This window comes from Streptomyces sp. SID12488, from assembly GCF_010548275.1.
GTDB lineage: Bacteria > Actinomycetota > Actinomycetes > Streptomycetales > Streptomycetaceae > Streptomyces.
The window spans coordinates 217,263-230,187 of the sequence record NZ_JAAGLT010000008.1; the positions used below are offsets into that span (position 1 = coordinate 217,263).

Annotated in this window: 14 protein-coding genes; 11 read left to right on the forward strand and 3 right to left on the reverse strand. The window is 71.2% G+C overall.

Going from position 1 to position 12,925, the window contains the following annotated elements:
- Positions 1–292 precede the first annotated feature (292 nt).
- From G3I56_RS15925 to G3I56_RS15935, 3 genes are all read left to right on the forward strand, one after another.
- Positions 293–1,291, forward strand: a complete 999-nt coding sequence (locus G3I56_RS15925; protein ID WP_164409623.1) for a ketoacyl-ACP synthase III — start codon at positions 293–295, stop codon at positions 1,289–1,291.
- Positions 1,292–1,374: 83 nt separating this feature from the next.
- On the forward strand, positions 1,375–2,373 hold the full coding sequence (locus G3I56_RS43855; RefSeq protein ID WP_164409624.1) for a ketoacyl-ACP synthase III: 999 nt from the start codon (positions 1,375–1,377) through the stop codon (positions 2,371–2,373).
- 57 nt (positions 2,374–2,430) lie between these two features.
- A complete protein-coding gene (locus G3I56_RS15935) occupies positions 2,431–3,228 on the forward strand; it encodes an SDR family oxidoreductase (protein WP_164409625.1) in 798 nt (265 codons plus the stop codon).
- Positions 3,229–3,382: 154 nt separating this feature from the next.
- On the opposite strand, the gene G3I56_RS15940 is transcribed toward G3I56_RS15935, so the two are convergent.
- Together G3I56_RS15940 and G3I56_RS15945 are read right to left on the reverse strand one after the other, a co-directional pair.
- Positions 3,383–4,891 carry an AMP-binding protein gene (locus G3I56_RS15940; RefSeq protein WP_164409688.1) on the reverse strand — a complete coding sequence of 503 codons (1,509 nt, stop codon included), beginning with the start codon at positions 4,889–4,891 and terminating at the stop codon, positions 3,383–3,385.
- A complete protein-coding gene (locus tag G3I56_RS15945) occupies positions 4,891–5,142 on the reverse strand; it encodes an acyl carrier protein (RefSeq protein ID WP_164409626.1) in 252 nt (83 codons plus the stop codon). The genes G3I56_RS15940 and G3I56_RS15945 overlap by 1 nt, the downstream gene beginning before the upstream one ends.
- Positions 5,143–5,454: 312 nt before the next feature.
- Here G3I56_RS15945 and paaA point away from each other — a divergent pair, with 312 nt between their 5' ends.
- The 8 genes from paaA (at position 5,455) to kynU (ending at position 12,055) form a co-directional block, all read left to right on the forward strand.
- Entirely contained in the window at positions 5,455–6,381 is a 927-nt protein-coding gene (gene paaA, locus G3I56_RS15950) for a 1,2-phenylacetyl-CoA epoxidase subunit PaaA (RefSeq protein ID WP_343239964.1), read from the forward strand.
- Positions 6,378–6,686 (forward strand): 1,2-phenylacetyl-CoA epoxidase subunit PaaB, encoded by a 309-nt coding sequence (paaB, locus tag G3I56_RS15955; protein ID WP_343239954.1) that lies wholly within the window; start codon positions 6,378–6,380, stop codon positions 6,684–6,686. The genes paaA and paaB overlap by 4 nt, the downstream gene beginning before the upstream one ends.
- Positions 6,676–7,464: a 1,2-phenylacetyl-CoA epoxidase subunit PaaC gene (gene paaC, locus G3I56_RS15960; protein WP_164409628.1), complete on the forward strand. Its 789-nt coding sequence runs from the start codon at positions 6,676–6,678 to the stop codon at positions 7,462–7,464. The genes paaB and paaC overlap by 11 nt, the downstream gene beginning before the upstream one ends.
- On the forward strand, positions 7,461–7,958 hold the full coding sequence (gene paaD, locus G3I56_RS15965; RefSeq protein WP_343239955.1) for a 1,2-phenylacetyl-CoA epoxidase subunit PaaD: 498 nt from the start codon (positions 7,461–7,463) through the stop codon (positions 7,956–7,958). The genes paaC and paaD overlap by 4 nt, the downstream gene beginning before the upstream one ends.
- Before the next feature lie 8 nt (positions 7,959–7,966).
- Positions 7,967–9,058 (forward strand): 2Fe-2S iron-sulfur cluster-binding protein, encoded by a 1,092-nt coding sequence (locus G3I56_RS15970; protein ID WP_164409629.1) that lies wholly within the window; start codon positions 7,967–7,969, stop codon positions 9,056–9,058.
- 77 nt (positions 9,059–9,135) lie between these two features.
- On the forward strand, positions 9,136–9,981 hold the full coding sequence (locus G3I56_RS15975) for a tryptophan 2,3-dioxygenase family protein (protein ID WP_164409630.1): 846 nt from the start codon (positions 9,136–9,138) through the stop codon (positions 9,979–9,981).
- On the forward strand, positions 9,974–10,780 hold the full coding sequence (locus tag G3I56_RS15980) for an alpha/beta hydrolase (protein ID WP_164409631.1): 807 nt from the start codon (positions 9,974–9,976) through the stop codon (positions 10,778–10,780). Before G3I56_RS15975 ends, G3I56_RS15980 begins: the two co-directional genes overlap by 8 nt.
- Positions 10,781–10,783: 3 nt before the next feature.
- Positions 10,784–12,055, forward strand: coding sequence for a kynureninase (gene kynU, locus G3I56_RS15985; protein ID WP_343239956.1), 1,272 nt, complete (start codon positions 10,784–10,786; stop codon positions 12,053–12,055).
- Between the two features lie 13 nt (positions 12,056–12,068).
- Here the strand turns inward: kynU and G3I56_RS15990 are convergent, their stop codons facing one another.
- Positions 12,069–12,656 (reverse strand): RNA polymerase sigma factor, encoded by a 588-nt coding sequence (locus G3I56_RS15990; protein WP_343239957.1) that lies wholly within the window; start codon positions 12,654–12,656, stop codon positions 12,069–12,071.
- Between the last annotated feature and the right edge of the window lie 269 nt (positions 12,657–12,925).

Genomic DNA, 12,925 nt, shown 5'->3' on the forward strand with positions numbered 1-12,925 from the left:
ACCGTGTCCTGGCCCGCCGCGACTGACGCGTTCGACTGTCGGGCCTGCCGGGAACTCGGCGTGGTCCCGTCCTCCGGGAGCAGCGTTTCCATCGCGCTCGAGCGATTGTCGAGGCCGGCGTCGCAAGGTGTGACCGTGCGCCCCGAAGGAGAAAGCCCACGGTGCCGTCAGCTGCCCCCACGGAGAAAGCCGACGCGCCGACCCGCGCACGGAACACGACGACCAGGCCACGACCGAGCTGTCCCGGCAGCTCGCCGCCCGGCTCCAGTTCCCGTGAAAGGTGCACTCGACAGTGGCGAAGGTCTGTGCCGGAATCCTGGCGACCGGCTCTTATCTCCCCAGGGACGTCATCAGCAACGAGGAGTTGGCGCGGCGGGTCGGCGCCACCGCCGAATGGATCGAACGCAAGACCCAGATCAGGACCCGGCGCTACGCGGCCCCCGACGAGGCCGCCTCCGACCTGGCCGTCCGGGCCGCCGAACGGGCGCTCGCCCAGGCCGGTCTCACCGCCGACCGGATCGACTGCATCATCGTCTCCACCTCCACCGGTGATTCGCCGTTGCCGCCCACCTCGAACCTCGTCCAGCGCGGGCTGAAGGCGTACAACGCCGCGTGCCTGGACCTGAATGTGGTGTGCAGTGGATTCGTCTACGGTCTCGCGCTGGCGCGCGGTCTCATCTCCTCCTATCCGGGCAGCCATGTGCTGGTGGTGGCGGCGGAGGTCTACTCGCGGATCCTCGACTTCGGCGACCGCCGCACAGCCGTGCTGTTCGGCGACGGCGCCGGTGCGGCGATCGTGGGCCCGGTGCCGTCGCCGTACGGATTCGTCGAATTCGACCTGTCCAGCCACGGCGAGGGACGCAACATGGTCAGGGTCGAAGGGGGCGGGAGCCGCAAGCCGGCTTCGCACCGGACGGTGGACGCGGGGGAGCACTACTTCCGTATGGACGGCCGGCTGGTGCGCGACTTCGTGATGAAGGAGGTCCCGCCCACGTTGGAGCGGCTGGCGAGACGCGCGGGCATACCCTTCGACCGGATCGACCACTTCCTGCCGCACCAGGGCAACGGCGCGCTGCTGCACGCACTGGTGGAGGAGGCGGGCCTGACGCATGTCATGACCCACCGCACCGTGGAGAAGTACGGCAACGTCGGCAGCGCCTCCATCCCGGTGACACTCGACGAGGCCAGCCGGGCGGGTCTCCTCAAGGACGGCGATCTGATGATGGTCAGCGGCTTCGGCGGCGGTCTCTCCCTGGGTTCCTGCCTGCTGCGCTGGGCGGCGCCGCGGTGATGAACGCGTCGGCTCCCGCCGGGTGACCGGGCGGCGAGCGCGTGTGACGTACGTCTCCCTTCCCTCGAAAGGTGTCGCTCACGGTGGCCGAATACTCTGCCGGAATCCTTGCGACCGGCTCCTACGTGCCCAAGGACGAGATCGACAGCGAGGAGGTCGCGCGGCGGTCCGGTGGCGCCGCCGCAGAGATCGAACGCGAGACCCGGATCAGGACCCGGCGCTACGCGGCCCCCGACGAGGCCGCCTCCGACCTGGCCACCCGTGCCGCCGAACGAACCCTCGCCCAGGCGGGCATCACCGCCGACCGGATCGACTATCTCGTCGTGTCCACCGCCACGGGTGACTTCCCCCAGCCGCCCACCGCGCACCTGGTGCAGAACGCCATCGACGCCCACCGCGCGACCTGCTTCGACATCAGTGTCTCCAGCAGCGGTTTCATCTACGGACTGGAGCTGGTCCGCAGCCTGTTGCGGCTGCGCGGGGGCGGACTCGCACTGATGATCTCCACCGAGGTGTACTCGCGGTTCGTCGACCTCTCCGACCACCGTACGGCGGCGCTCCTCGGAGACGGCGCCGCAGCGGCCCTGGTCGGGCCGGTGCCCTCCGGCCACGGCTTCCTCCGTACGGACCTGTCCAGTCCCGGTGACGCACACGAGTCGCTGCGGATCCGGGCCGGAGGCAGCCGGGTACCGCCGTCCCACGAGTCGGTCGACACCGGCGCTCACTACGTCACGATGGACGGCCGCGGGACACGGGACTTCGTGCGGGCGTACGGACCCCCCGCACTGGCCGGGCTGGTTCGGGACGCGGGATACGGGACGGAGCAGATCGACCACCTCATGGCGCATCAGCCCGCCGGGCTCCCGCCGGACGAGCTGGCCCGCGCCTCGGGCCTTCGGAACGCCGTGGCCCACTGCACCGTCGAGAAGTACGGCGACGTCGGCAGCGCTTCCGTGCCGCTCACCCTCGACCTCGTCAACCGGGCGGGACTGCTGCACGACGGCGATCTGGTCCTGATGGCCGGCCTCGGCAGCGGCGCATCGATCGGCGCCTCGCTGATGCGCTGGTCGGTGCCGAGCTGACGAACCCCGTGACGGCTGACCAGCCGTCAACACCCCTGAAACGTCAAGGAGATACGCATGCCTGCAACCCCACTGGTCCGTGACTACGCGGACGCCGTCGTCGTGATCACCGGTGGCAGTTCCGGAATCGGTCTCGCGAGCGCGCTTCGGTTCGTCGACGCGGGGGTGCGGCGGGTCGCGCTGCTCGGCCGGAATCCCGAGCGCGGGAAGGCGGCGAGGATGGCGGTCGAGAACCGCTGCCCGGATGCCGAGGTCGTCTTCGCCCGTGTGGACGCCAACGAGGTCCCTCAGGTGGAGCGAGCCGTGGAGGAGGTCCATCGTGCCCTGGGCTCGATCGACGTACTGGTCAACTCCACGCCCCCGCCCTCGCCCTACAAGCCCGAGCTCCTCCACCGCACGCCGCTGGCTGACGTGGCGTCCATGCTCACCACACTGGCTGTGCCACCGATGCACATGACCCGGGCGGTGTTCCCGGTCATGCAGGAGCAGGGCGGTGGGAGCATCATCAACATCGCGTCCGACGCCGCCAAGATCGCGACTCCGGGAGAAAGCGTCTTCGGCGCGGCCCTGGCCGCGATCGTGATGTTCTCGCGGACGGCGGCGATCGAGGGGAAGCACAACGGGATCCGGGTGAACGCCGTGACGCCCTCTCTGGTGGCGGGTACGCCGACCACGGACCGTGTTCTCGCCGACGGATTCAGCAAGAAGATCTTCGAGAAGGCCGCGCGGCTCGCTCATCTCGGCGTGGCCGAGCCGGACGACCTCGCCTCACTTGTCGTCTTTCTCGGCGGACCCGGCGCGGCCAGGCTGACCGGCCAGGCGATCAGCGTGACGGGCGGGATCGCCGCGGCGTGAGCCCGGTCCGAGTGAGCCCGGTCCGACTGCCGTCATCCGGTACGACAGAGGCGCGTTGCCCGGGGCCCCGGCCGGAACCGGAACTCCGGGCAACGCACCGAGGGATGCGGGTGGGGGCTTCGCCCCTTGTGCCTCCGCCGCTCGTGCCTCCGGGTCAGACGGGCAGTGACTTCTTGAGGATCTTGCCCGCGGGGTTCCTGGGCACCTCCTCGATGAACCGGATGTGCCGGGGCCGCTTGTACGCGGCGAGGAGGCCGGCCAGATGGGCCTGCACCTCCTCGGGGGTGGTCCCGTCCTCGGCCACCACGAAGGCCAGCGGCGCCTCTCCGTAGTCGGCGTCCGCCACCCCGACCACGGCGGCGTCGTGCACCGCGGGGTGGGAACGCAGTGCCTGTTCGATCTCCCTGGGGTAGACGTTCTGCCCCGCCCGGAGGATCAGGTCCTTGCTCCGGTCGATCAAATGCACCCGGCCGTCGCCGTCGATGAAGCCGAGGTCGCCGGTGCGGATCCAGCCGTCCGTCGTGATGTCGGCGGTGGCTTTCTCGTCGTTCCAGTAGCCGCGCATCACACCGGGGCCGCGCACACAGATCTCCCCGATGACGCCGGGGGCCACCTCCTGGTCCTTCGGGTCCAGGGCCTTCACCGACATACCGGGGATCACCCGGCCGGCCGGGATCACGTCGCTGGTGCCCGGCACAGGGTGCTCGTCCGGACCGAGCGTGACGAACGGACCGCCCACCTCGGTCATCCCGTAGACCTGCCGGAAGCCGCAGCCGAGCCGCTCGAAGGCCTCGGCGTAGATCTCCGGCGGCATCGGCGCGGCACCGTAGAGCACCTCGCGCAGGCTGGACAGGTCCGTGCTCTCGAGCGACTTCGGCTGCATCAGGAACCGGAGCATCTGAGGCACCAGCCAGACGTGTGTGGCCCGGTTGTCCTCGATCGCGGCCAGCGCCCGCTGCGGCTGGAAGCCCGGCATGAGCACCACGGTGGCGCCCGCGGCCATATAGGTCAGGGAGATGACCATGCTGCCGTGGTACAGCGGGCAGCAGTTGACCATCACGATGTCGTCCGTGGGCCCGACCTGGGCGAGCCAGCCGAGCGCGATGGCCCGGAAGGAGGTGTGGTCGACGGCGACGCCCTTGGCCCGGCCGGTGGTCGCCGAGGTGTGCAGGATCGCTGCGAGCGCGTCGTCCGGCACGTCGGGCAGGCCCGCGCTCCCGGCAGGGTCTGTCACGCCCGCGTCGGGGAGGTTCGGCCCGTCCGTCTCGCACATCGCGGCGAACTCCGCGTCGTCCAACGGCACACGGATCCGCACCGGCAGGTCCGGATGCCGGTCTAGCAGGGCCGACTCACCGATCACCGCCACCGGGGTGCAGCGCTCCGCGATCCCGGTCACCTCGGCGGGGGTGAGGCTGTGGTTGAGAGGGACGAACAGCGCTCCCAGCCGGGCCAGCGCGAAGTACGTCTCCAGCACCTCGACGCGGTCCAAGGAGAGGACGGCCACCCGGTCGCCACCGCGGATGCCGCGCTCGGAGAGCCCGTGGGCGAGCCGGGCCACCCGGTCGTGGAACTCGGCCCAGGTGACCGAGCGGTGCGCGTCCACCAGTGCCGTCCGGTCCGGGAAACACTGGCGGTTGCGCTGCAGCAGTTGGGTCAGCCACATCACGCACCGTCCGGCTGCGGGGCGGCGGGCGCACGGTCGGCGAGGAACCGCTCGTAGTCCGCGATCGTGGACAGCTTCTCCATGTCCGGGGCGGTGATCTCCACCCCCATGCGCTGTTCGACGAGCAGGACCAGACGCACCAGGTCCCCCGAGTCGATACCGCTGGCGGCCAGATCGGTGTCGTCGCTGAGTTTCTCGGCGTACTCCGCCGTCCCGGTCAGTTCGGTGAGTAGCTCACGGATGGTGCTCATACAGGTCCACCTTTCGAAGAGCCAAGCGGTGTCTCGGATCGGAAGGAGGAAGGGGAGGGCGCCGACAATCCCCGCCAGCGCTGTGGTGTTGCTCACGCCGTTCCGACAGGTGGTGAGGGATTGAACGAGCCGCGCCGCCACTCCTCCCTGTGTGAAGCCCCCATACGGGAGTTCTTCACACGGTCCGGACAGCGGGGCAGAGGGGAGCGGAGGTTCCAGGTGACCACCGAGGCAGGTTTCACGGCCGTCGCCGCGGACGACGGCAAGCACCTCGACGAGTACTTCGAGGCACTTGTCGCGGCCGACGAGCGGATAGAACCCCGGGACTGGCTGCCCGACGGCTACCGGCGGATGGTGATCCGGCAGATCGCCCAGCACGCGCACTCGGAGATCATCGGGATGCAGCCGGAGGGCTCCTGGCTGCCCCGGGCCCCCTCCCTGCGACGCAAGGCGGCCCTGCTCGCCAAGGTGCAGGACGAGGCCGGGCACGGCCTGTACCTGTACGCGGCGGCGGGGACCCTCGGCGTCACCCGGGCCGAACTCCTCGACGCGCTGCACAGCGGACACCAGCGGTCCTCGGACACGTTTAACCGTCCCGCCCTGACCTGGGCCGACACCGGGGCGATCGCCTGGCTGACGGACGGCGCGGCGGTGATCAACCAGGCCCCGCTGTGCCGCACCTCCTACGGCCCGTACGCGCGGGCCATGCAGCGGGTGTGCCAGGAGGAGACCTTCCACGTCCGTCAGGGATACGACCTGCTCTGGGCGCTGTGCCGGGGCACGCAGGGACAGCAGGAGATGGCGCAGGACGCCGTCGACCGGTGGTGGCTGCCCGCGGTGGCCCTGATGTTCGGCCCGCCGGACACGGTCGAGGGTAGCGGCGGGGACGCGCGGGCCGCGGCCGTGGGCGCCGCGGTCAGCCGTCGTTCGATGGCCTGGGGGATCAAACGCCACACCAACGACGAGTTGCGGCAGCGCTTCGTGGACACCGTCGTCCCGCAGGCGGAACGGCTCGGGGTCAACCTGCCCGACCCGGCGATCCGCTGGAACGAGGAGCGCGGGCACCACGACTTCACTCCGGTGGACTGGCAGGTGTACCGCACGGCCCTGGCCGCCGGCGCGCAGAGCGGCCGGCAGCGGCTGGCGCACCGGGTGGCGGCCCACGAGAACGGGGCCTGGGTGCGCGCGGCGGCCGACGCCTACGCGGCACGCAGGGCGACGGAAGGGCGGGAGCAGTGAGCCGAGAACGCGAGCCCGCTGGGGCGCAGCAGCCCTGGGAAGTGTTCCTCAGGCCGCGTCGTGGCCTCTCCCACCAGCATGTCGGGTCGGTCCACGGCGCGGACGCCGACATGGCCATCGCCAACGCCAGAGACCTCTACACCCGCCGGGGGGACCCGGTGTCGATCTGGGTGGTGCGCTCCGACGCGGTGCGTGCCTCGTCGCCCGGCGAGAAGGATCCCTTCTTCAGCAACGGCGCCGACAAGCCCTACCGGTATCCGCAGGTGTACGTGCCGCTCAACGAGGCAGGCGACCATGACGATTGAACTCTCCGCTGCCGTCGCCGGGACACGGAACCGCGACATCGCCGAGTACGCCCTCAGGCTCGGTGACGACGCGCTGATCCTCTGTCAGCGACTGTGCGCATGGGTGACCAACGCCCCCACCATCGAAGAGGATCTGGCGCTCTCGAACATCGCCCTGGACCTGCTCGGCCACGCCCGGACCCTGCTGAGCCTCAGCGGCCGTTCGGACGGGACGGACCGCGGCGACGACGACCTCGCCTACCGCAGGACCGAGCGCGAGTTCCGCAACGCGCTGCTGCTGGAGCTGCCGAACGGCGACTTCGCCGTCACCATCGCCCGGCAGCTGGCGTACACGCACTACATGAGCCTGCTGTACGCGGAACTGGCGGCATCGGCCGATGAGGGGCTGGCGTCCTTCGCCTGCCGCGCGGTCAAGGAGGCGGAGTACCACCGCATGCACGCCTCGCAGTGGACCGTACGGCTGGGTCTGGGCACCGAGGAGAGCCGTCGGCGGATGCAGACGGGTCTGGAGCACGTGTGGCCCTACGCGGCCGAGCTGTTCGAGGCCGACGACCTGACGGCCAGGCTCGACACCGACGGCACGGCGGTCGCCCCGGCCCGCCTCCGGACCGCCTGGGAACGGGAGACGGCCGAGGTCCTGACGGAGGCCGGGCTCACCGTCCCGGCGCCGTCCTGGGAGGCGACCGGCGGGCGGTCGGGAATCCACACCGAGGCGTTCGCCCCGCTGCTGGCCGAGTTCCAGTCGGTCTTCCGGCAGTATCCCGGAGGTGTCTGGTGAGCGCGGTCCTCCAGTCGGACCTTGAGCAGACCGGGACCCGGGTGGGGGCCGTACCGGACCCCGAACTGCCGATGATCACCCTGGCCGACCTGGGAGTGATCCGTTCGGTGGGGGAGGGCGCGGACGGTGTCGTGGAGGTCGTCGTCACGCCGACCTACCTCGGCTGTCCGGCGCTCCCGGTGATAGAGGCCGACCTGCGGACCGTACTGGCGGAGTGCGGGCATCCCGACGGGCGGGTGACGTGGGCGCTCTCGCCCGCGTGGACCACCGAGTGGATCAGCGAGACGGGCCGCCGCAAGCTCGCCGAACACGGCATCGTGCCCCCCGGCGACGCCGGAGCACCGCTGCCGGTCCGGCTCGGGCTCGGCCGGCCCTGCCCGCACTGCGGTTCCGTGGCGACCCGGCCGCTCGGCCCGTTCGGGGCGACCGGATGCCAGACGGTCCTGGTGTGCACCGCCTGCCAGGAGTCCTTCGCTCACATGAAGGCGGTGTGACGGCGCCCATGACGACAACCGAGCAGGGCGCGGCGGCACCCACCGGATGGCACCGGCTGCGGGTGGCACGGGTACGGCCGCTCACCGACGACGCGGTGGCCCTCACCATGGACCTCCCGGACCGCCTGGCCGGCACCTTCGCCCACCGGCCGGGCCAGCACGTGACCGTCCGCCACATCCTCAACGGGACCGAGATCCGCCGCAGTTACTCAATCTGCCCGCCACCCTCCGAGCCGCGCGCACTGCGCCTGGTGGTCAAGCGGCTCGGCCCGGGCGGCTTCGCGGGGCACGCCACGACCGCGCTGACCGCCGGTGACACTCTGGACGTCGCGCCTCCGACCGGCGGCTTCGGGCTCGTGGCGCGGCCCGGGGCGCACCATGTGATGGTGGCCGCCGGCAGTGGCATCACTCCGCTGCTGAGCATGGCCACGGCGGCACTGCGGGACGACCCACAGTGCAGGGTGTCGCTGATCTATGCCAACCGTACGGCTCGGTCGGTGCTGCTCGCCGACGAACTGACCGACCTCAAGGACGCCTACGTCGACCGGTTCCTCGCGCTGTACCTGCTGACCCGGGAGACCCGCGAGGCCGAGCTGCTCTCCGGCCGCATCGACACCACGAGGCTGCCGGGACTGCTCCGCGCGGTCGGCGCCGAGCCGGACGGTGACACGTGTTTCTATCTCTGCGGTCCCTGGGGGATGGTCACATCGACGCGCGAGGCCCTGACCGGGTGGGGTGCCGACCCGGCACGGACACGCTTCGAACTCTTCTCCCTCGCCCCCCAGGACCCGCCACCGCCGGCGCCCGAATTCCACGGCCGCACCATGCGGATCACCGCCTCCCTCGGTGGAGGGACGGCCGTGGCCGTCATGGAGGAGCAGGACCGGACGGTACTGGACGCGCTGCTGCGGGTCCGGCCGGACACCCCGTACTCCTGCCGCGAGGGTCTGTGCGGCAGCTGTCGCGCCAGGGTGACCCGCGGAACCGTCATGACCGGCCGCCAGTACGTGCTGGGGCCCGCAGAACTCGCGGCGGGATACACCCTCGCCTGCCGTGCCAGCCCGGAGTCCGACGACACCGGGCTGGACTTCGACCTCTGATCGGACCAGAAGGGCCCGGCACGACGGCCGCCCGCTGTATCAACACGCCGATCAGTGCACTCTGTTGAGGAGACAAGATGACCGATACCACGTCACTGCCCTGCGCCCCGGGGACGGACGAACCGCTGGTGAGTTTCCAGGGAAAGACCCCCTACGACGACTACGTCCACGCCTCGGTGCTGTCCTCCCTGCAACGGCCCCTGACCAACGACCCGAACGAGATGCCGTTCCTGGTCACGACCCAGGTGATGGAGCTGTGGTTCACCCTGGTCGTCCACGAGTGGCGGGCCGCCCAGGACGCGCTGGTCAAGGACGACCACGAGCGCGTGATGGATGCCCTGCGCCGCAGCATCAGCGCTCATCACGCCCTCAACGACTCCCTGGGGCCGATCGCGCGGATGACCCCGGCCCAGTTCAACGGGTTCCGGGAGGCGTTCGGCGCGGCCTCCGGCTTCCAGTCGGCGAAGTACCGGCAGCTGGAGTTCCTTCTCGGCGACAAGTCCCGTTCGCTGATGAACCCGCAGCGGGCGGATCCCGGCGCCTACGCCGAGCTGGAGGAGCTGCTGAACCGGCCGTCCCTCTACGACGCGGTCCTCGGCTATCTGCACCGCCGGGGCCTGCCCGTCCCGGAGCACGTGCTGCAGCGCGACGTGACCGGCCCGTACGAGGCCGATCCGGGAGTCGAGGAGGTCTGGCGGCAGATCTACGCCGGCCCGCAGAACGACCCGCTGCTGGACCTCGGTGAGGCGCTGACCGACATCGCCGAGCTGGTCCTGCGCTGGCGCGGCGACCATCTGCTGGCCACGCGCCGGGCGATGGGATCCAAGGCCGGCAGCGGCGGATCCTCGGGCGTCGAGTGGCTCGAGAAGCGTGCCGCCCGTCCAGTGTTCCCCGAGCTCTGGACGGCCCGCGGCCATGTCTAGGACGATCTCCGAGGCCGCTGCGGAGGAAGAGCAGCGGGTGCTGAGCCTGAAGCCGGTGCTCGCGCCGTTCCACCACTCCTACGGCGACCACCCCAGCCAGGTCTACGACCTGTGGCCGGCCGAGGACCCCGACGCCCCGCTGGTCATCTTGCTGCACGGCGGCTACTGGCGGTACAACCGGATGCATCTGACGCCCTTCGCCGCGTACCTGGCGGTGAACGGATTCACCACCGTGCTGCCCGAGTTCCGGCGGTCCGGCGGCGACGGCGGCTATCCGGGCACGTTCGACGACATCGCCCTGGCGCTGGCCACCATTCCGGCCGGCCGCCCCTACGTACTGGCCGGCCACTGCTCCGGCGGCCACCTCGCCCTGTGGGCGGCCGCGCGCGGACTGCTGCCCGCGGACTCGCCGTGGCACACCGCCGACCTGCCGACCGCGGTGCTCGCCCTGGCTCCCGTCACCGATCTCACCGGGACGATCCGGGAGAACCTCAGCAACGGCGCGGCGCTGGAACTGCTGGGCGGCGCCGACCACGCCGAGTCCCGGATCCCGGTCACCGATCCGCTCACCCTGCTGCGGGAGAAGGGCTCGACCGGAGTACCGACCGTGGTCCTGCACGGCGCCGCCGACGAAGAGGTGCCGTTGGAGCAGTTCGGCGACTACCTGGCGGTGCACCCGGAGGCCGAACTGGTCGTCCTGCCGGAGACCGGCCACTACACCCTCATCGAGCCCGGCTCACCGGCCGCCCGCGCGGTGACCGACGTCTTCGCCCGGCTGTCGCGCCACGAGAAGGGATGACCGGTGACCGTCTCCGCCGAAACCGCACCCGCCCTCGACGAACTGCGCGCACGGGCGTCCGCACTCGACGCCGCCGACCCGCTGGCGGCCCGGCGGGAACGCTTCGTCCTGCCGGACGGAACCGTCTATCTGGACGGCAACTCCCTCGGTGCCCTGCCGGCCGCGGTGCCGGCGGCGCTCGCCGACGCCGTCCACCGGCAGTGGGGTACCGGCCTGATCCGGTCCTGGAACGAACACCAGTGGTGGCAGGCGCCGCTACGGGTGGGGGACGCGATCGGAGGGCTGCTCGGCGCGGCACCCGGGCAGACCGTGGCGGGCGACTCCACGAGCGTGCAGCTGTTCAACGCGCTGACCGGGGCGGCCCGGTCGCGTCCGGGACGGCGACTGCTGCTCACCGATCCGGGACACTTCCCCACCGACCAGTACATCGCCGACTCGGTGGCCCGGCTGGTCGGCCTGGAGGTCCACCGGATCGCCGCGGACGGCCTGCCGCGGTTCCTCGCCGAACGCGGAGACGACGTGGCGGTGGCCGGCTACTCCCCGGTCGACTACCGCACCGGTGAGCTCCACGACATGGCCGCCATCACCTGTGCCGTACAGGAGGCCGGGGGACTGATGCTGTGGGATCTGTGCCACGCGGCCGGCGCGCTGCCCGTCCGGCTGGACGAGCTGGGGGTCGACCTGGCCGTGGGATGCGGTTACAAGTTCCTGTCCGGCGGACCGGGCGCCCCGGCCTTCACCTACATCGCCCGGCGACACCAGGCCGCCTTCGACCAGCCGCTCACCGGCTGGAACGGGCACGCGGACCCCTTCGGCCTGAGCGGTGACTACACCCCTGCCCCGGGAGTGGAGCGGGCCCGGATCGGCACCCCGTCGATCCTCTCCCTGCTCGCGCTGGAGGCGGCCCTCACCGCCTTCGAGGGGACCAGCATGGAACAGATCCGGGCCAAGAGCCTGTCGCTGACCGGGTTCTTCATCGACTGCGCCGACACCCTGCTGGACGGTCTCGGCTTCACCGTGGTCACCCCACGGGAACCGCACCGGCGCGGCAGCCAGGTGGCCCTCCGGCACCCGGACGCGTATCCGCTGGTGCGCGCGCTCGCCGCCCGCGGAGTCATCGGCGACATGCGGGCTCCGGACCTGCTGCGGTTCGGCGTCAACGCCCTGTACGTCTCCTACGACGACATGCTGACGGCCGTACGGCACCTGAGGGAGGCCGTGACCCACGAGGAGCACCGGGACCCGCGCTTCCGGCAGCGCGCCGCCGTCACCTGACGGGCCGGGCCCGTCAGGCGGACTGCTGATGCCAGGCGTCGTGGAAGTTCCGCCGGGCCCGGTACAACCGGGAGCGGACCGTCCCGAGCGGCAGGGCGAGCGCGGTCGCCATCTCCTGCTCGTCCAGACCGTAGACCACACGGAGGGTGAGGACCTCGCGATGGTGGTCCGGCAACCGGTCCAGGACGTCGCTGATGTGGACGACGGCCATGGGATTGGTGTCCTGGGCCAGGTCGGGCAGATCCTCGGCCGCGAAGTCCCCCAGCCGCCGGTGGGTGCGGACGGCTTCCCGTACCGCGATGGCGCGGACCCAGGCGTGGAAGGCGTTGGGCTCGCGCAGTCCGTGGATGCCACGGTAGATCGAGAGCATGGCCTCCTGCGCGGCATCCAGGCCGTGCCGCCGGGTGACCCGCTGACATACCCGTACGACCAGCGGGGCCACGTGCTGCAACAGGTCGTTCATCGCCTGACGGTCGCCGGCCTGAGCGCGTGGCAACAGGACGCCGACCTCCGGGACATGGCGGTCGCGGAGGGCGATGACATCGGCGCCGCGGGGCTCTGCGCCGGTCTCGGGTGTGCTGGACATAAGGGTGCTGGACACGGTGCTCCCACGAGTGCGGCGGGCGGTCGGGGGCTGGTCTGCTCGGCCTTCAGGACGTCCCTCAGCGTCTGCCGCCGAGCGCCGCGACGTCGTGCGCCGGGTGAGCTCGGACCTCGGGATCTCTCATGCTTCGAGCCTGTCCAGGCCGCCTGGAATCTGCCTCGAGCCCGGGCGGAACGGCTGCGGGGCGTGCTGTCCAGTGGAGTTTGAGGGGCGTTCCAGGCAGCCCGTGGAGGGTGGGCGCCAAGCGTTCGCGCCCGGCCTCAAGC

Bases quoted from the DNA above. Each gene is read 5' to 3' on its own strand.
- G3I56_RS15935 (WP_164409625.1), top strand. From the start codon at position 2,431: ATGCCTGCAACCCCACTGGTCCGTGACTACGCGGACGCCGTCGTCGTG.
- G3I56_RS15940 (WP_164409688.1), bottom strand. From the start codon at position 4,891: ATGTGGCTGACCCAACTGCTGCAGCGCAACCGCCAGTGTTTCCCGGAC.
- G3I56_RS15945 (WP_164409626.1), bottom strand. From the start codon at position 5,142: ATGAGCACCATCCGTGAGCTACTCACCGAACTGACCGGGACGGCGGAG.
- paaC (WP_164409628.1), top strand. From the start codon at position 6,676: ATGACGATTGAACTCTCCGCTGCCGTCGCCGGGACACGGAACCGCGAC.
- G3I56_RS15970 (WP_164409629.1), top strand. From the start codon at position 7,967: ATGACGACAACCGAGCAGGGCGCGGCGGCACCCACCGGATGGCACCGG.
- G3I56_RS15975 (WP_164409630.1), top strand. From the start codon at position 9,136: ATGACCGATACCACGTCACTGCCCTGCGCCCCGGGGACGGACGAACCG.
- G3I56_RS15980 (WP_164409631.1), top strand. From the start codon at position 9,974: ATGTCTAGGACGATCTCCGAGGCCGCTGCGGAGGAAGAGCAGCGGGTG.